The organism is Stieleria magnilauensis, from assembly GCA_007753675.1.
In the GTDB taxonomy this organism is placed as follows: Bacteria; Planctomycetota; Planctomycetia; order Pirellulales; family Pirellulaceae; genus Stieleria; species Stieleria magnilauensis.
Genome location: CP036432.1, coordinates 639928 through 657571, shown reverse-complemented (window position 1 = coordinate 657571; position 17644 = coordinate 639928). Strand labels below are relative to the sequence as shown.

General features: G+C 58.9%; 12 protein-coding genes. 10 read left to right on the top strand and 2 right to left on the bottom strand.

All coding sequences use genetic code 11. The features are described from left to right. Nucleotides 1-70: 70 nt before the first annotated feature. Nucleotides 71-1477 (bottom strand): N,N-dimethylformamidase beta subunit family domain-containing protein, encoded by a 1407-nt coding sequence (locus tag TBK1r_RS02490; protein ID WP_419580894.1) that lies wholly within the window; start codon nt 1475-1477, stop codon nt 71-73. Between the two features lie 403 nt (nt 1478-1880). Between TBK1r_RS02490 and ggt the strand changes: the two genes are divergently transcribed. From ggt to TBK1r_RS02455, 7 genes are all read left to right on the top strand, one after another. Beyond that, nucleotides 1881-3587, top strand: coding sequence for a gamma-glutamyltransferase (gene ggt, locus TBK1r_RS02485; RefSeq protein WP_419580893.1), 1707 nt, complete (start codon nt 1881-1883; stop codon nt 3585-3587). Between the two features lie 200 nt (nt 3588-3787). Continuing rightward, complete coding sequence (locus tag TBK1r_RS02480) at nt 3788-4834, top strand: alkaline phosphatase D family protein (RefSeq protein ID WP_145207373.1); 1047 nt, start codon at nt 3788-3790, stop codon at nt 4832-4834. Between the two features lie 244 nt (nt 4835-5078). Then, entirely contained in the window at nt 5079-7967 is a 2889-nt protein-coding gene (locus TBK1r_RS02475; RefSeq protein ID WP_419580892.1) for a PSD1 and planctomycete cytochrome C domain-containing protein, read from the top strand. A gap of 39 nt (nt 7968-8006) precedes the next feature. Continuing rightward, nucleotides 8007-9455: a DUF1501 domain-containing protein gene (locus TBK1r_RS02470; RefSeq protein WP_145207371.1), complete on the top strand. Its 1449-nt coding sequence runs from the start codon at nt 8007-8009 to the stop codon at nt 9453-9455. 723 nt (nt 9456-10178) lie between these two features. Continuing rightward, nucleotides 10179-10928 (top strand): carbohydrate-binding family 9-like protein, encoded by a 750-nt coding sequence (locus tag TBK1r_RS02465; protein WP_145207370.1) that lies wholly within the window; start codon nt 10179-10181, stop codon nt 10926-10928. 69 nt (nt 10929-10997) lie between these two features. Continuing rightward, a complete protein-coding gene (locus TBK1r_RS02460) occupies nt 10998-12392 on the top strand; it encodes a serine hydrolase domain-containing protein (RefSeq protein ID WP_145207369.1) in 1395 nt (464 codons plus the stop codon). Between the two features lie 113 nt (nt 12393-12505). Then, nucleotides 12506-13090: a DUF922 domain-containing protein gene (locus tag TBK1r_RS02455; RefSeq protein ID WP_145207368.1), complete on the top strand. Its 585-nt coding sequence runs from the start codon at nt 12506-12508 to the stop codon at nt 13088-13090. Between the two features lie 41 nt (nt 13091-13131). Here TBK1r_RS02455 and TBK1r_RS02450 read toward each other — a convergent pair whose 3' ends face one another. Then, complete coding sequence (locus tag TBK1r_RS02450) at nt 13132-13437, bottom strand: hypothetical protein (protein ID WP_145207367.1); 306 nt, start codon at nt 13435-13437, stop codon at nt 13132-13134. Nucleotides 13438-13715: 278 nt separating this feature from the next. On the opposite strand from TBK1r_RS02450, the gene TBK1r_RS02445 reads away from it, so the two are divergent. Genes TBK1r_RS02445 through TBK1r_RS02435 form a run of 3 tightly spaced genes read left to right on the top strand, consistent with a single transcriptional unit; the run spans nt 13716 to nt 17607 of the window. Beyond that, nucleotides 13716-14582: an HAD-IIB family hydrolase gene (locus tag TBK1r_RS02445; protein ID WP_145207366.1), complete on the top strand. Its 867-nt coding sequence runs from the start codon at nt 13716-13718 to the stop codon at nt 14580-14582. A gap of 14 nt (nt 14583-14596) precedes the next feature. Further along, nucleotides 14597-15808 (top strand): glycosyltransferase family protein, encoded by a 1212-nt coding sequence (locus TBK1r_RS02440; RefSeq protein ID WP_145207365.1) that lies wholly within the window; start codon nt 14597-14599, stop codon nt 15806-15808. 47 nt (nt 15809-15855) lie between these two features. Beyond that, nucleotides 15856-17607: a sugar phosphorylase gene (locus TBK1r_RS02435; RefSeq protein WP_145207364.1), complete on the top strand. Its 1752-nt coding sequence runs from the start codon at nt 15856-15858 to the stop codon at nt 17605-17607. The last annotated feature ends 37 nt before the right edge of the window (nt 17608-17644 follow it).

Sequence of the window (17644 nt, the reverse complement as noted above, 5' to 3'; positions counted from 1 at the left end):
ACACACTACGCGCCGCTCGCTTACGCGTCCCGCTGAAATGCCGACACGCATGGTCTTCACGTAACGCACGCTACTGCGACAATCGATCCAAAATGTTCTTCGTGATCTGAATCACCGCGGCGTCGCCGCCGCGCAACCCGTGCGCCCAATCGGTTGTGCCGGTCGTCACCACCGTGCCACCGCCGGCGGACGTGTACGATCCCAAGACAGCCGCACCCACTCGATCGGTCGGAAACCGATCGTACCAATAGCTGTCGCCCGGTGCCCATCGCGCTTCGCAGGTCCCCAGGATTTGGAACGTCTTGGGCGTCCCGTCGTTGTGTGTGGGAACGGGAACTCCGTCGATCCACTTCATTTCGCATCCGTCACACTCGTAGCCGACGATACTGTCCTTTCCACCGAACGCATCGCCTTGTTTCAATCCTGTTCCCTGGAACAACCAATGATCGGGGCGATGGACGGTAAACGCGCCCGAACCCTCCATGAACTGGCCGTGACTGCGATGGTAGCCGCCCCACAAGAAACCAACTCCGGTCAATTCATTTTCGGGTCGTCCGACCAGGTGGTGGCTCCACGCCGTGCTTAGCAAACGATGGTCGCCCGTGCGATACAACGGGTCCATGTTGGGCGTCTGTTTCCATGAGGTCAACGTTCGCCCGTTGTTTCCGCTGCGCACCTGCCAACAACAGGTATTGCCACTGAAGAACGCAACATTACCGCCCTCACGGATAAAACGCTCCAGATGATCGCGCATCGGTGAAGACCAATATTCGTCGTGCCCGACGCTCAAGACCAGCCGGTAATCGGCCAGGATCTCGGGGTGAAACTCCAAATCGCTGTTGACCGCGTAGTCGATCGAATACCCATTCGTTTCCGCCCAACGCACGAACGGCAATTCCCACTTACCGAATTGTGAACCGATCGGGCGATCGAACGAAACCTGATGGCCCTGCAAACCGTCGCGGTCGTGGTAGCTGTATAGGCTGTGTCCGCCCCAGTTTGTGTACGCGTTGTAGGTATTCGTTGACAGTTGCAGCAAGATGTTTGATTTCGGCTGCGAATCGCCGGCGCGGACGACGAAGAACAATGAGCCTTGCGCGCCGGCATCTCCACCGGCCTTCACCGTGACCTCGTAGTAGCCACTCTTCCAGTCACTGGGGATCGGCATCGTCCAGGCAACCGGCCAGTCACAACCATCCGACGACGCCCGATCAGCAATGGGATGGGCCGCACAGGCCACGCCGACTTCCTGATGGACTTGTTCGGTTTGTGCACCGACCCGAGAAATCGTCAAATCGACCGTTGGCTGATTGGACGAGAGGTGAAACGCAACCGTATCGCCGGGAACGTAGCTGAGTTGATCGGTGTAACCGAACACGTACGGACCGGCGGGCGGAAGCTGTTCCGCGTTGCTGTGATCACGCAGCCCGACGATGATCATCGCCAGCATCATCATTCGCAAAGTCATCTTGACCATTTGTTTCTCTCGTTGTGAATTGAAGTGTGTCGAGCCCAGTGTATCGCCCTCTTGCAGCGACGGGCAACGCACCGCACGGACGTCTCAATCGGTGGTCACCCGTCGAAAAAAAGGAAAACCCACGGATGGCACAGCTGACCCACGGATGCCTCACGCATCTTCTTCCTCTTATCGTTTTGCCCCCATCGTTTTGCCCCCCATTATTCTGCCCCGCATCATTCTGCCTCCCCGCATTCTGCACCGATCGTTTGACACTGCCTCGTTTCGCCGCCTCCAAGCACCACGTCCTTCACCGAGAACCGGTTATGATAGTCCCACCGAACCCCATCCCATCTGTCGAGTCTGCACGATGCGCTCCCACTCCATTTGCATTCGATTTCTGATCACTGTCTCAGCGGTCACAATGTTCGCCGTGGTAGCCGGAGCGGAAACGCCGGGTGATTCAAACGCGAGTTCCGAGATCGGCGGATACGATCGTCCACACGGTTTTGCGCACCAAAGCCGCAGCGAAACGGTTGCCAAGCACGGCATGGTGGCGACCAGTCATCCGTTGGCGAGCCAGGCCGGACTGGATGTTTTGCGTGAAGGCGGAAACGCCGTCGACGCCGCGATCGCGGCCAACGCGATGCTGGGCGTAGTGGAGCCGATGAGCTGTGGGATCGGCGGTGATCTGTTCGCAATTGTCTGGGATGCCAAGACGAAACAACTTTATGGACTCAACGCCAGCGGTCGTAGCCCCAAACGCATCAACCGGCAGGTCTTCGTCGATCGCGGGCTGGACGAAATCCCCATCGAAGGTCCGTTGTCGTGGAGCGTGCCGGGCTGTGTCAGCGGCTGGCAAGCATTGCGATCACGGTTCGGGACGCGGGATCTATCCCGTTTGCTCGCGCCAAGCATCGAAACGGCTCGAGCGGGTTTTCCGGTCACGGAAATCATCGCCGGCGGTTGGGCGAATTCGGTCGAATCCCTGCTCAAGTACCCCGACAGCGCCGCGACCTATTTGATCGATGGAAAGCGTGCGCCGAAGGCCGGTGAAATCTTCCGCAATCCGAATCTAGCAGCGACGTATCAGAAACTTGCCGACACACACGGCAATGCGTTTTACCGTGGTGAAGTCGCCGATGAGATTGCCGCGTTCAGCAAACGCAACGAAGGCTTTCTTGACGAAGCCGATTTGCGTGACCATAGCGCCGAGTGGGTCGATCCGGTTTCGACCGACTACCGGGGCTATCGTGTTTGGGAGTTACCGCCCAACGGTCAAGGCATCGCGGCATTGCAAATGCTGAACGTTCTGGAAACCGTCGACCTCTCCAAGTATTCCCCGGGACACCCCGAATACCTGCACTGGTTGACCGAAGCCAAAAAACTTGCCTTCGCCGATCGAGCCAAATTCTATGCCGACATGGACTTTGCCGATGTCCCGGTCGATCAACTGATCTCCAAGCAATACGGCCGCCGGCAAGCGGCTCGAATCAATCCCAACCGATCGCTCGCGGATGTTCCCGCCGGCGATCCGAAATTGATCTCCGGCGATACCGTCTATCTGACGGTGGTCGACAAGGATCGGAATTGCTGTTCGTTGATCCAAAGCATCTATTACGGGTTCGGCAGCCAGATGACCGTCGGTGACCTGGGATTTGCAATGCAAAATCGCGGCGCCCTGTTCGCACTCGACGAGGACCATTTGAATCGACTTGAACCTGGCAAGCGTCCGTTTCACACGATCATTCCGGCCATGGTGACGCGAGACGATCGACCCTATTTCTGTTTCGGCGTGATGGGCGGTGACATGCAACCGCAGGGGCACGTCCAACTCCTCGTCAACTTGATCGACTTCGGGATGAACGTTCAAGCCGCCGGTGACGCCGCCCGCGTGCGACACGTCGGAAGTGCCCGCCCGACGGGAACGCCAGCCGAAGGAGCCGGAGTGCTGCATGTCGAATCAGGAATCACCGACGAGGCGGTGGCAGAGTTGGAAGCGAAGGGGCATAGCGTTTCGCGTGAACGAAGCAGCTATGGTGGATACCAAGGAATTCTCATTGATTGGCAACACAACGTCTTGCATGGAGCCACCGAAGCTCGCAAGGACGGCATCGCATTGGGTTATTAAACTCTTCCCCCGCGGCATTCCCCCTCCCAACGTCAGCGATCGACCGCCCCATCCACCTGCCACCCCATCCACCTGCCGCCCCATTATTCTGCCCCGTATCATTCTGCCTTCCCTCCTACTGCCTTCCATCGTTTTGCCCCCATCGTCTTGCCCCCATCGTCTTGCCCCCATCGTCTTGCCCCCACCGTTCCTCCCCCATCATGTTAAAAACCCTCCTTCTCGCCGCCTCGCTCTTGATACCTGCGGCGGCGTCCGCCCTTGCTGCGGATCCAATCCACTCCTCGGCAGTCACGCGGGTCGTGTTTGGTTCCTGCATCAAACAGGATCAACCCACGCCGATCTTTTCCGCCATGGCCGCCGAGCGAGCTCAGCTGCTGCTGTTCACCGGCGACAACATCTATGCCGACACCGATGACATGACGGTGATGCGGAACAAGTACCAGACATTGTCGGACAACCCCGGTTTTGCATCGCTGGTCGATACTTGCACGGTCATGGCCACTTGGGACGATCACGATTTTGGTGTCAACGATGGAGGCGCCGACTATCCCCAACGCGAGGCATCACAGCGGGAATTCCTCGACTTTTGGAACGTCCCGGCCAACTCGCCGCTCCGCCAACGGCCGGGCATCTATGACGCGAGAATCTTCGGGCCGGAAGGGAAACGGTTGCAAGTCATCATGCTGGACACGCGATTCTTTCGGTCTCCGTTGAAGAAGGGCGAACGACGTGTCGGCGGTCCTTATTACCCTGATGCAGATACCCAAAAGACGATGCTCGGTGACTCCCAGTGGCGGTGGCTTGATGAACAACTGCGCCGGCCCGCCGAGGTACGTCTGATCGTTTCCAGCATTCAATTCGTCGCCCAGGACGCGGGCCAGGAATGCTGGGCGAATCTGCCGCTGGAGCGAGAACGCATGTTGAATTTGATCCGCGACACCAATGCTAACGGAGTCGTCTTCATCAGCGGCGACCGTCATTGGTCCGAGGTGTCGGCATTGGTCGAGAAGACGCCATATCCGATCTACGACATCACGTGCAGCAGTCTGAACCAGTTGCACCCGCGGGGCACTCCCACCGACAACGTCTTTCGCGTCAGCAAGTCGACGTACCATCAAGAGAACTACGGCCTACTGACGATCGATTGGGAATCAGCCGATCCGACGCTGAGCTTCGAGATCCGCGACATCGAGGGAGATTCAGTGATCGAACAAACGCGAAAACTTTCCGACCTGCGTGGTCGGTGAGGCGGGGCAGGGCGGCTCGCGGCCTGACGCTAACAATAACTACCCCATTTGGTGTCAAACGGCCGATACAAACGACAAACCGTTGGCGGCTTCCGCGACGATCAAGACTCGCTCTGACCCGCATTGTCGCGTAGAATAGAACCCGCCCGCCTTCCCCCCAATCGAAACCCGCGTGAAAGCCTCCCGGTTTTCCACCGTGTTTTCCCGCCTTTCCCCTTGGGTCCCCCGAGAAACGATGCCTGCCGTGTCTCCTCGTCGCCGGTTTCTTGCCGCCAGACCGCTGGCCGTCGTGTTGTTGTTTGTCACCGCGCCCTTCGGCGTTTCTACCGCCACCCCCCAAGACAAGACCGCAACCTCAGCCGAACAAGAGAAGTACTTTGAGAACGAGGTGCGTCCTCTATTGGTGCAGCACTGTGTCGAGTGCCACGGGCCGGATGATCAGTCGGGTGAATTGCGACTCGATCGCCACGACCATTTCAAGCGAGGCGGCGGCAGCGGACCGGTTGTGGTTCCGGGCGATGTCAACGCGAGTCGACTGATTCGTGCGATCGGCTATCAAGACAACGACTTGCAAATGCCGCCGGACAGCAAGTTGCCCGAGGAAGCGATTCATGTTCTTTCCGAATGGGTTCGCAGGGGAGCGTATTGGCCGGAGGAAGCGACGGAGACACAACCGACCGTCAATCTATCGCCGCAAGAGCACCTCGAGGCGCAACGTCAATCGCATTGGTCCTACCAACCGATTTCACCCACCGACCCACCGACGATTGCGGAGCTGGCGACGCGTGTGGGGCAAGAGCAGCTGGACGCGTTTGGTGGCGACGGCATGACGACGATCGACCGATTCGTGCTGGCTCGGTTGGCCGAGGGCGGGCTGGCGCCGAACCCGCGAGCCGATCGCCGCACGCTGATTCATCGGGCCTACCACACGCTGCTGGGATTGCCGCCGACCTATGAACAGGTCGAGGCGTTCGTCGCCGATGAGCAGCCCGACGCCTTTGCCCGGCTCGTCGACCGTCTGTTGGACAATCCACACTACGGAGAACGCTGGGCGCGGCACTGGTTGGACATCGCCCGCTACGGAGACACGAAAGGCTACTTGGCCGGAAACATGGAAACGCGTTACCCGTATGCGTTCACCTATCGCGATTATGTGATCGATGCCTTCAACAGCGACAAGCCCTTTGACCAATTCGTGATCGAGCAGCTTGCCGCCGACCAATTAAACTTGGCCGATGACGCACGCAGCGCGCTGGCCGCGATGGGGTTCTTGACCGTCGGTCGGCGATTCATGAACCGTCAACACGACATCATTGACGACCAAATCGACGTGGTCACCCGTGGGTTCCTCGGCATGAGCGTCGCCTGTGCCCGATGCCACGACCACAAGTACGATGCGATCCCGACGGCCGACTACTACTCACTCTACGGCGTGTTTGCCAGCTCGGAAGAACCTGCAATGCTGCCGTTGTTGGGCGATCCCGAACCCTCGCCGCAATACGACGCTTTCCTCAAAGCCAAAGCCGAAAAACAACAAGAAGTCGACCAGTGGGTCGAAGAACGCCGCCAGGGAATCGAAAACGAGTTGCGTTCACGCGTCGCCGATTATCTGGTTTACATCGCCAAGTCACTGCCCCAGTACAGCAAAGGCAAGGTACAGCCCCAAGGGAAGCGAGGGGCGTTGCGTTTGCCGGCGGTCCGACGCTGGCAAGATTACTTGCTTAAACCGTCCGAGTCGTCGCTGCCCGTCTGGGAACTGCTTCGCCAGTTGGCCGCGCTGCCGCCCGAAACATTCGCCAACGAAGCAGCAGCGGTCTACCAACAAGCCAAGCCGGCGGTGCCCGAGCGGTTGTTGAAGGCGTTGCGAGAGGCCCAGCCGAAATCCTTGCCGGATGCCGCGCAAGTCGTGGGCGATCAATTGGAAGCGGTTTACGGACGGTGGCTTGAAGCCCGCAAGAAAGACGAGAGTCTGGAACAGATGCCCGACGCCGATGACGAAACGTTGCGACAGGTGCTGTGGTCCGCCAACGCACCGACGACCCTGGATACCGGCCAAGCGATCGCGCATTTGGATCAGGCCGAACGTGGCAAATACAACCAGTTGCTCAACGGCGTCAACGGAGTCAGCGTCACACATCCGGGCGCACCGGGGCGTGGCATGGTGATGGTGGACAAGTCCAATCCGGTCGAACCGGTGATCTTTCGACGCGGTGTGCCCGGCAATCGGGGCGACCGCGTCCCACGACGATTTCTACAGGTCTTGTCGCACGTCGATGGCGGCAAACCCTTTCAACACGGCAGCGGTCGACTGGAATTGGCCCAAGCGATTGCCGATCCCGAGAATCCGTTGACCGCTCGGGTAATTGTCAACCGCGTCTGGCAACACCAATTCGGCGAAGGCCTGGTTCGCACGCCAAGCGACTTTGGGATTCGCGGTGAACTTCCGACACACCCGGAACTGCTCGACCACCTCGCCGCAGAGCTGATCGCCGATGGCTGGTCCATCAAACGGCTGCAACGTCGCATCATGCTCTCAGCAACCTGGCAACAATCCAGCCACACACGCCCAGACGCGATCGAGACCGATCCCGAAAACCGACTGCTATGGCACATGCCACGACGGCGGATGGAATTCGAACCACTGCGTGATCGTTTGTTGGCGGTCGCCGGACGATTGGACGAATCGGTGGGCGGTCGTTCCGTCATGATCCACCAGGACGCCACGCGACGCGCCCTGTACGCCTACATCGATCGCGAAGATCTGCCCGGTCTGCTGGCCAGTTTCGACCTTCCCAGCCCCGATGCCAGTCAAGCCAAACGCGCCAAAACAACCGTTCCCCAGCAGGCGCTCTACCTGATGAATTCCGGATTCGTCATCGAGCAGGCCAAAGCGTTGGCGGCTCGCAGCGAACCCGAATCCCCGCCAGCCGGCGGTGGCGATGACGCCTCAAACAAAGCAGCGGCCGAGCGGATCAAGCAGCTGTATCATCTGGCCCTCGCACGCGACCCGGCCCCGGCCGAATTAGACGTAGCGATTGAGTTTGTCACACCTGAATCGGCCGCCACGTTGGATCCCTGGGTTCAACTCGCGCAAGTCTTGCTGCTGAGCAATGAATTTGCGTTTGTCGATTAAGCCACCAGCCTGGAAGCGAATTCCAATTTGGATCACACGATGTCCGATTTCATTTCCCAACTGAACCAACTGCCCCACACCCGCCGCGACTTTCTGCGTCGCAGCGGGATCGGTCTCGGATCGCTTGCCTTGGCGGGCGTCATGGCCGACGACACGTCCAGCCTGTTGCACGCTGCGAATGCGACAAACCCGATGGCTCCCAAGACGCCGCACTTTGCACCAAAAGCCAAAGCGGTGATTCACTTGTTCCTCAACGGTGGTCCGTCGCAAGTCGACACGTTTGATCCCAAGCCGGCGCTCGAGGAGTACCACGGCAAATCAATTCCGTTGAATCTGCGCACCGAACGTGAAACCGGGGCCGCCTATCGATCGCCATTCAAGTTCAAAAAGTACGGCGAAAGCGGGATCGAAGTCAGCGAGTTGTTTTCGCACGTGGGCGAGATGATCGACGAGGTTTGCGTGGTGCGATCCATGCACGCCGACGTGCCCAATCATGAACCCTCGTTGATGCTGATGAACTGCGGCAACGGCCAGTTGGTGCGTCCCTCGGTCGGATCGTGGGTCACGTACGGACTGGGCAGCGAAAACCAAAACTTGCCGGGCTTCATCTCAATGTGCCCCAGCGGTTATCCGATCAAGGGTGCCGAAAACTGGCAAGCCGGATTTCTTCCCGGTGCGTATCAGGCGACGTACATCGACAGCAAACACCAGGAAATCGAAAAACTGCTCGCGAACATCCGCAATGCGGCCGGCCTGCCCCGCGACGAACAGCGTCGGCAACTGGACCTGCTGCAAAAGCTGAACGAGCGTCACCAACAGGCTCGCCAGCAGGATGCCGAGTTGGAATCACGCGTGCAAAGTTTCGAGCTTGCCTACCGGATGCAGATCGAGGCGACCGATGCGTTTGACATCAGCAGCGAACCCCAATCCATTCGCGACATGTATGGTGATTCGATCCAGGCCAGGCAGATCTTGATCGCCCGACGATTGGTCGAACGGGGCGTGCGGTACATCCAGCTCTGGCACGGCGCGGGACAGCCCTGGGATAGTCACGACAAGATCGAAGACAACCATCGTCGACTCGCCGGCGAGTGTTCTCAAGCGATCGGCGCCTTGTTGAAAGATCTAAAGCAGCGCTCGTTGTTGGACGACACTCTGGTGGTCTGGGGCGGCGAATTCGGACGCACGCCGACGGTCGAACTGCCCAAGCCGGGCGCCAATGCCGGAACCAACAGTGGTCGCGATCACAATCATTATGGGTTCACGATGTGGTTGGCCGGTGGCGGAGTGAAAGGAGGTCACGTGCACGGCGCGACCGATGAGTTCGGTTTCCAGGCGGTCGAGGACCGAGTGCATGTCCATGATCTGCATGCCACCATCTTGCACCTGCTGGGATTCGATCATGAACGGCTGACCTACCGCTACGCCGGCCGCGATTTTCGACTGACCGATGTCCACGGTAAAGTCGTCCAAGACATCATTGCGTAGTGGGTTTCGGCGACGCAACTGCAGCGGGCGTTGGTGTCTGCACCTCTGTTGCGTGTCAGATCCGGTTGGAATGGACTCGTTCCAAGGCTCGGGACGTGAAAGGAATTGCTGACCAATTTCTTTGCTGTAAACGCAAATCGCTATTGCTTGAAAAGCAACGAGGAGTGCGCTCTATCCGGTCAATATCAATTGATTGCCCTCGCTGGAATCTACAGTACTGATACGCTTCGCGCCGATCGGCGCCACACCGCAGAGCGGTGCCACAACACAGCCCGGGGTCGCGAAGCGCACCCCGGGGTTTGGCTGGCGTGAAACCGCGACGTGGTTGGCGTCGGTGAGTGTTCCCATGGCGACAAGGGGAGCAAGATGCATCAGCAATACTTTTCACGTCCCGTCCCCCACCTTTGAACGCGAGGCCGGTGTGACCGCTCGCCACACGTCGAAGGCGGTCGGGAGGCAGGAGCCTCCATGGGCAGCGTGTTCCCTGGCTGGACCCGGAAACAAGGGGGAAGATCACTCCGCGACGACCAACGCCCCTCCACTCGGTGTAAGCGCCCCTCTCAAGAAGGGTCGCTCCTTCACTTGTCGCCTACGGGGTCGCGAGGTGTCCCGAGTTGCGCTGCAGCGCTGCGGAATCCGTTTCGCGTACAATGCCGACCAGGGGACGTCACACACAACGTTCATCGATACTTACAAACTCCAGTCCCTGTTTCGGAAATCAGCATGACCCTCAAGAATAGAAACGCCTGCACACCAGCTATTTGGCTACTCGTGATCGCCGCGCTGCATGTTCTGGTGCCTCCCCCATCACGCGCCGACGAACCGGCGCCAACGATGAACGTCAACCGCTGTGACGACTTCACCGTCAACGGCAAAGGCGACGCGGCGGCTTGGGATTCGGCCGACTGGGTGAGCCTGAACCGTCGCGCGGAGGGAAGCCATGACTACACGTCGCGGATCAAAATGCTGTACTCCGCAACCGGAGTCTACGTGCTGTTTGACGGCAGCGACCAGACGCTGACCGCAACGATGAACGAAGACTTTATGGACCTCTGGAACGAAGACGTCTACGAGTGTTTCTTTTGGCCCCACGAAGAGGATCCGGTTTATTTCGAGTATGAAATCTCCCCGCTCGGCTTTGAGCTTCCGATATTGATTCCCAACCTGGACGGCCGTTTTCTGGGCTGGCGACCGTGGCACTACGAGGGCGATCGAAAGATCCAGAAAGCCGTTTCAGCCAGCGGCGGAAAAAACGAGTCGATGGCCACTGTCACCGGCTGGCGCGCCGAGGTCTTCATCCCCTACGCGTTGCTCAAGCCGCTACGAAATCTGCCGCCGAAGCCGGGGACCCGTTGGCGGGCAAACTTCTATCGCGTCGATTACGACCGCCAAAAAACCACGCAATGGGATTGGGCCCGGGTCGGTGAAAGCTTTCACGAGTTCAAGAAGTTCGGCACGCTGGTCTTCCAGTAGGGCGTCTTGACCTGCCCCGGTCATCTGTCATTTGAAATCCACCCGCCACCGAGAGAATGGGCGAACGGAATGTCCCGATCATTGGCTCTGTTCACAGCACTTTTCGTCGCGACGCTGTCCGTCGGCGGCGCCGACGAACCAGAATTCGACATCGTCATCAAGAACGGCAAGATCGTCGACGGATCGGGAACACCGTGGTACCAGGCGGATGTCGGCATCGATGACGGCAAGATCTTCCTGCGAGGACCGGGGTATCGCCCGTCCGCGGCACCGGCGAATGTTGCGTCAGGCGAGGCGGACGAACGGTTCGCCAGCTACGATCGAATGATGCGTGACTTCATGACCGAGCACCGCGTCCCCGGAGCTTCGATCGCCGTGACCGATCGCGGCAAGGTCGTCTTTGCCCGAGGCTACGGCTACGCCGACATCGCCCAGCAGCAGCCAGTCCAACCGGACAGTCTGTTTCGAATCGCCAGTTTGTCGAAACCGATCACCGCCGTCGCCGTGTTGCAACTGATCGAGCAGGGAAAAGTGACGCTCGATGACAAGGTCTTTGACGTGCTGGACTTTGAATCGGACATCGCGTCGACGGAGGAATTCGACGAGCGGCTGCGCGAGATCACGATTCGCCATCTGTTGGAACATCGCGGCGGCTGGGACCGCGATGTGTCCTTTGACGCCATGTTTCGATCCACTGGGTTCGCCGATCAAGTCGGAACGGAGCCACCGGCGGATCAGCAAACGGTCATCAAAGCGATGCTGTCCCAGCCGCTCGACTTCGATCCCGGACAGCGATACGCCTACTCTAATTTCGGTTATTGCTTGCTGGGCCGGGTGATCGAAACGCTAACCAACCAGGGCTACGAAGCCTACGTTCAACAGCACGTTTTGGCTCCGCTCGGCGTGACGTCCATGCGGATCGGGGCGACGCGACTGGAAGGGCGGGCTGAGAACGAAGTGCGGTACTATCAGCCCGGCACCGGCAAGTCGGTGTTCGCATCGGATCGCGGCGAAGAAGTGCCGTGGCCTTACGGCGCTTGGTATTTGCAGGCGATGGATTCACATGGCGGATGGATCGCATCGGCGTCCGACTTGGCGAAGTTTGCCGCCGCGTTTGACGATCCGGACCAGTGCCCGATCTTGAGCCGAGAATCGATCGAGTGGATGGATCGGCGCCCGCCGGGACTGGCGGGGAACGATGCGGACGGAAAGGAAAAGTCGCGTTACTATTCGCTGGGATGGAGCAACCGAACGGTGGGGCCCGGCAAGGTAAACCACTGGCACACCGGTTCGCTGGACGGCACCGCCACGATCATGATCCGCCGCCATGACGGCAAGAACTTGATCGCGTTGCTCAATGCCCGGGTCAGCCCCTCTGCGTCGCATCTGGGATCGGCGATCGACCGGCTGCTGCACCAGGCTGCCGACGCAGTGACCGACTGGCCGGCTGATCAGACGGACTGACCTGGGCAGAAATTTCCGTCCTCTTTTCCGCACAACTATTTTGCCGCCGGAACGATAATCGTAGCTGCGACGGTCGCATTCGCGACCCGCAACCCTCTATTGGAGACACTCCGATGCCGTCAAAGCTTACCGGCCTTTTCAAGACTCTCAGGTGGTCCGATTTCGTTGGCACGCCAGACGCCGGCAGCCACCACCTCGCGTTCACGAGCACTTCGTTTTCCGTTCCGAACATCCTGCTCTCGTCACTGGTCCACGACAACATCAACGTGACGGTCACGTTCAATGCATCGAAGAGCTGGAAGAAGATGGACGAGATCAATCAGAAGAAGAATCGCACGCCCGACCAGATCTTGAAACACGAACAGGGACACTACGACATTGTCGCCTTGCTGGCCCGCGACCTGTTCATCGATTTGATGCAGCTGAAAGGGAATACCTACAAAAACCAGGCGGAGTTAAATAACGACGTTCGCCCGATTCTCACGAAGTATAACGGAGTGGAAAAGAAGTTGATGGACAAGTACGACTTGCCGACCGAGTCCGACCACGGGGAAAGCGCGACGGGCCAGGACAAGTGGAATCGAATGATCAAGGAGGCCTTCACGACACCGCGTAGCCCCGCCGTGTTTGCCCCGGACGGAAAAGCCTACAAGATTCCGCTGCTGGACGTCTTGGCCAAGCATGGGATCAAACCCTGACGTCGCCCGTCGGGGCAACAGCGAGTTGGCTGGATCGAGCTTCAGCCCGTCAGATGACCGGTCGCGACAATCAGCTCATGCCTGAGCTGTGCCGAAGAAACCATCATCCGGCGATTCACGTCACTGCTGTCGAAGAAACGATCGATGGTCGGCATCAACGAATCAAGCGTATCGGTCGAGCGAATGCCGTACATCATGATTCGGTCCCAGGAATAGACGCCGTCCTCGTCGAGCGTCTGGCGGACGAGGATGGATCGCCCATCGTCCCAGTTGATGATTGCGACAACACATCCGCTGCCGGCGGCACGTTCAATTCTCCGACAATCGATGACATGGTAGATCGACATAGCCCAACTGATTCGGCGTCAATTTGGCGTCAATAAAACAGGATCGCGTGCGTCCAAGGTGCAGCGATCTTCTGTTTCCCCGACCGGTCCGCCGCTCCGGAAAGGGATCTCTTGGTAGATCAAAACGTCGCCACGAAACCCGCCAGAGATTTTTTTACGATGGCGGATTCCCGCCACAGCAAGGACAACTTTCCCCTTAGCGTTCCACGAGGTCAGCGAACCCGCCCGGCCCGCAGACGCGGTGGCGACGGCATCGCTGATTCCATAAACTTGGCGTCATGCTGCCAACCGCGTCACCGCTGATTCTGTTTACGGACCTCGATGGATGCTTGCTCAACAAGCACGACTACGACTGGTCCCCGGCGGCAGCGACGTTGCAAACGTTGCGAGATCGCCAGATCCCCGTGGTCATGAATTCCAGCAAGACGGTGCCGGAGATGAGCCAACTGGCCCGGCAACTGGGGTTGGCCGACTATCCGTTTATCTCCGAAAACGGCTCCGTGATCTGCTGGGGCGGCGAAACCGGCCCAACGCCCGGCGACGTTGAAATCATCGGTGCGTCGCGAGATCACATTCTGGAGGTGCTGAAGTCGCTGAAGCACCAGTATCGCTTCCGCTCGTTTGCCGACTTGGGGCTCGCCGGCGTCGCTGCGGAAACCCAATTGCCCGAAGACAGCGCCCGCATGGCGTTGGCGCGTCAAGGAACCGAGCCGCTGCTTTGGGACGACAGCGACGAGCAGCGAGCCAAGTTCGAACAAGCGTTGCGTGATCACCAGCTCACCCTGACCCGCGGTGGTCGTTTTTGGCACGTCGCCGGCCAGACCAGCAAGGGGCGGGCGATGCAGACTGTCGCACAGCGTCTGTCACACTCCGATCAAGAGGCGCACTCCGATCCATCGTCGCACCGCACCGGTCCACCGATTCTCGCAGCGATCGGTGACAGTCCGATCGACCAGAGCATGCTGGATTTGGCCGATGTGCCGATCGGCATCCCGACTCCTTCCGGACTGGGAGTCCACGTGGCCGCCGGCCGGGGGATCGTTGCCACCGCGCAAGGAGCCGCCGGCTGGGCCGAAGCCGTTTCGCAACTGCTAACACGGCTGGAACGCGACGCGACTCCTCCCTCCCAATCTCCCCTTCACTGATTTAGGCGAACACCATGGCGGACTTTTCGCAGAACGGAATTATCGGAACACTTCACAACCTGCGAAATCGCTCCACTGACGAGCTTGAGTCAGAATTGGTGCAGTTTTCCGCTGAGACTCCGATGGCGTTGCTGTTGCCGTGCCTGTACTCGGAACTGGAAGGCCCGGCGATGGGACCAATCGTCGAGGCTTTGGCAAAGATTCCGTACCTGAGCGAAATCATCATCGGGCTCGATCGAGCCAACGAACAACAATTCCACGCCGCCAAACGATTCTTCGACAAACTGCCGCAAAACCATGTCGTGCTCTGGAATGACGGCACACGACTGCGACACGTCGATGCCGCCCTGCAAGCCGAAGGGCTGGCGCCGATGGACCCGGGCAAGGGGCGAAACGTCTGGTATTGCCTGGGGTACTTCCTGGCATCGGGACAATCCAAAGCGATCGCGCTGCACGACTGTGACATCCTGACTTACGATCGTTCGATACCCGCGCGACTGCTGTACCCGCTGGCCCATCCGTCGTTCCATTACCAGTTCTGTAAAGGCTATTACTATCGCGCCGCCAACGGCAAACTCAACGGCCGCGTCTTTCGGTTGCTGGTCGTTCCGTTGATCCGAGCCCTCAAGACCGTGCTCGGTCGCGTCGAGTATCTCGACTACATGGGAAGCTTTCGCTACGCGCTTTCGGGTGAGTTTTCGATGCGTTCCGAAATCGTGACTTCGTTGCGGATCCCCAGCGACTGGGGACTGGAAATCGGCACCCTGTCGGAAATGTACCGCAATTGCAACTTGAATCGGATCTGTCAGGTGGACATCGCCGACGCCTACGATCACAAACATCAACCGGTTTCCGAAGACGATCGCACGAGCGGGTTGCATCGCATGGCGACCGATATCTGCAAAGCCTTCATTCGAAAACTGGCCGTTCAAGGATTCGTGATCAGCAACAGCATGCTGCGAACTTTGAAAGCCTGTTACTACCGTACAGCGCTCGACGTCGTGGACCATTACCACAACGACGCCGTGATGAGTGGGCTGAACCTGGATCGACACCGAGAGGAAACCACGGTTGAATTATTCAGCCGTGTCATCGTTGCGGCGGGAGACGAATTCCTCAATCGTCCAGACGAAAGCCCCTTCATTCACAACTGGTCCCGTGTGACCAGCGCGGTGCCAGACATCTATGACCAGATTCTGGGCGCGGTGGAGGCAGACAATGCCTGAAACGATTCTCTCTAACCTCGATTATCCCGCTACAAGCAATCGATTCCATGGCTTCAACGGACACTGACGACTCGCCCGTTCGCGCGCAACTTGCTCAACACCTCGGTTTCCTCTACCCCGACTCCAATGCCGAGCGACTGGCCGACGAGGTCATCGCGATCTTCGACCATCTCGAAGAACAACGCCCACTGCCGCTTCACCAATTGTGGTCGCAAGAAGATTGCCTGTTGATCACCTACGGCGATTCGATCGTCGATGGCAACGCGGTTCCGCTGGAAACGCTGCACGCGTTTCTCAAACAGCACGTCAAAGACTCCATCTCGGCCGTCCACGTGCTGCCGTTTTGCCCGTTCAGCTCCGACGACGGGTTTGCCGTCATCGATTACACCCAAGTCAATCCCAAGCTGGGCGATTGGTCGGAGATCTCGCAGATCGCCGATGATTATCGATTGATGGCCGACATCGTCATCAACCATGTGTCTTCTGAAAGTCAATGGTTTGAGAATTACCGCAAGGGGATCGAGCCCGGTGCCTCCTACATCATGGAAGCCAACGCCGGTGACGATCTCTCCGAAGTCGTCCGCCCCCGTGCATCGTCACTGCTGCGACCGACCGAAACGTCCGCCGGCCTGAAACACGTCTGGTGCACCTTCAGCCACGATCAAGTCGACCTGGATTTCCGCAATCCTCAAGTGCTGATGGAGTTTCTCAAAATCATCCGGCTGTACTTGGAGCACGGCGTCAGTATCTTTCGGCTCGACGCGGTCGGGTTTCTGTGGAAGGAACCGGGCACCACATGCATGCACCTGCCTCAGACGCACGAAGTCGTCAAGCTGATCCGCACGGTCACCGATTTCTTCGCGCCGGGAACCTTGCTGATCACCGAAACCAACGTCCCCAACCACGAAAACCTGACGTACTTCGGCAACCGCAACGAAGCCCACGTGATCTACAACTTCAGCCTGGCGCCGCTGCTGGTGCACGCGTTGTTGACCGGAAAAACGGAATACCTAAAGCGTTGGATGATGACGATGCCTCCGGCGCCGGTGGGCTGCACCTACCTGAACTTCACCGCCTCGCACGACGGCATCGGCATGCGGCCGGCCGAAGGCTTGTTGTCCGACGAAGAACAATTGCAACTGGTGGAAACCGTGCGACGCTTCGGCGGCCACGTGTCGACCCGCCGCACGCCCGACGGCGGCGAACGCGTTTACGAACTAAATGTGGCGCTGTTTGATGCGTTGCGGGGAACGGTTAAAGGTGAAGACCCTTGGCAGGTGGAACGCTTCTTGTGCTCGCAAACCGTGATGATGGCACTCGAAGGCATCCCCGCCTTCTACATTCACAGCTTGCTGGCCACCCCCAACGATCAAGCCGGCGTGGACGCGACCAAGCACAACCGCAGCATCAATCGCCACAAATGGAATTGGCAGGACCTGCAACGGAAACTGAGCGACAAAGGGTCGGTGCACCATCAGGTGTTCCACGAACTGATCCGCCGCATCGATTTACGTCGTCAGATGCTACCGTTCCACCCAAACGCGACGCAGTTCACCCTGCAGCTGCACGAACCGTTCTTTGCGTTTTGGCGCCAGAGCACCGACCGCAGCCAAAGCGTGTTCTGCGTGCACAACATGACCGATTCGGTGCAGGAACTACGACTATCCGATCTAAATCTGATCGCGATGGACGCCTGGCACGACGCCATTTCAGGAACCCGCTTCGACGATCAAAACGCAGTGCTGAATGTGGCACCCTACCAATCGCTCTGGATCACCAATCGCCCCACGTCTCGATGAGCCAGATCGTGGCACCTGCACGCCGGCAATCACAACG

Excerpts from the sequence above, each read along its gene's own strand:
- TBK1r_RS02490 (WP_419580894.1), bottom strand. The coding sequence starts at position 1,477 with ATGGTCAAGATGACTTTGCGAATGATGATGCTGGCGATGATCATCGTC.
- ggt (WP_419580893.1), top strand. The coding sequence starts at position 1,881 with ATGTTCGCCGTGGTAGCCGGAGCGGAAACGCCGGGTGATTCAAACGCG.
- TBK1r_RS02480 (WP_145207373.1), top strand. The coding sequence starts at position 3,788 with ATGTTAAAAACCCTCCTTCTCGCCGCCTCGCTCTTGATACCTGCGGCG.
- TBK1r_RS02470 (WP_145207371.1), top strand. The coding sequence starts at position 8,007 with ATGTCCGATTTCATTTCCCAACTGAACCAACTGCCCCACACCCGCCGC.
- TBK1r_RS02465 (WP_145207370.1), top strand. The coding sequence starts at position 10,179 with ATGACCCTCAAGAATAGAAACGCCTGCACACCAGCTATTTGGCTACTC.
- TBK1r_RS02460 (WP_145207369.1), top strand. The coding sequence starts at position 10,998 with ATGTCCCGATCATTGGCTCTGTTCACAGCACTTTTCGTCGCGACGCTG.
- TBK1r_RS02455 (WP_145207368.1), top strand. The coding sequence starts at position 12,506 with ATGCCGTCAAAGCTTACCGGCCTTTTCAAGACTCTCAGGTGGTCCGAT.
- TBK1r_RS02450 (WP_145207367.1), bottom strand. The coding sequence starts at position 13,437 with ATGTCGATCTACCATGTCATCGATTGTCGGAGAATTGAACGTGCCGCC.
- TBK1r_RS02445 (WP_145207366.1), top strand. The coding sequence starts at position 13,716 with ATGCTGCCAACCGCGTCACCGCTGATTCTGTTTACGGACCTCGATGGA.
- TBK1r_RS02440 (WP_145207365.1), top strand. The coding sequence starts at position 14,597 with ATGGCGGACTTTTCGCAGAACGGAATTATCGGAACACTTCACAACCTG.
- TBK1r_RS02435 (WP_145207364.1), top strand. The coding sequence starts at position 15,856 with ATGGCTTCAACGGACACTGACGACTCGCCCGTTCGCGCGCAACTTGCT.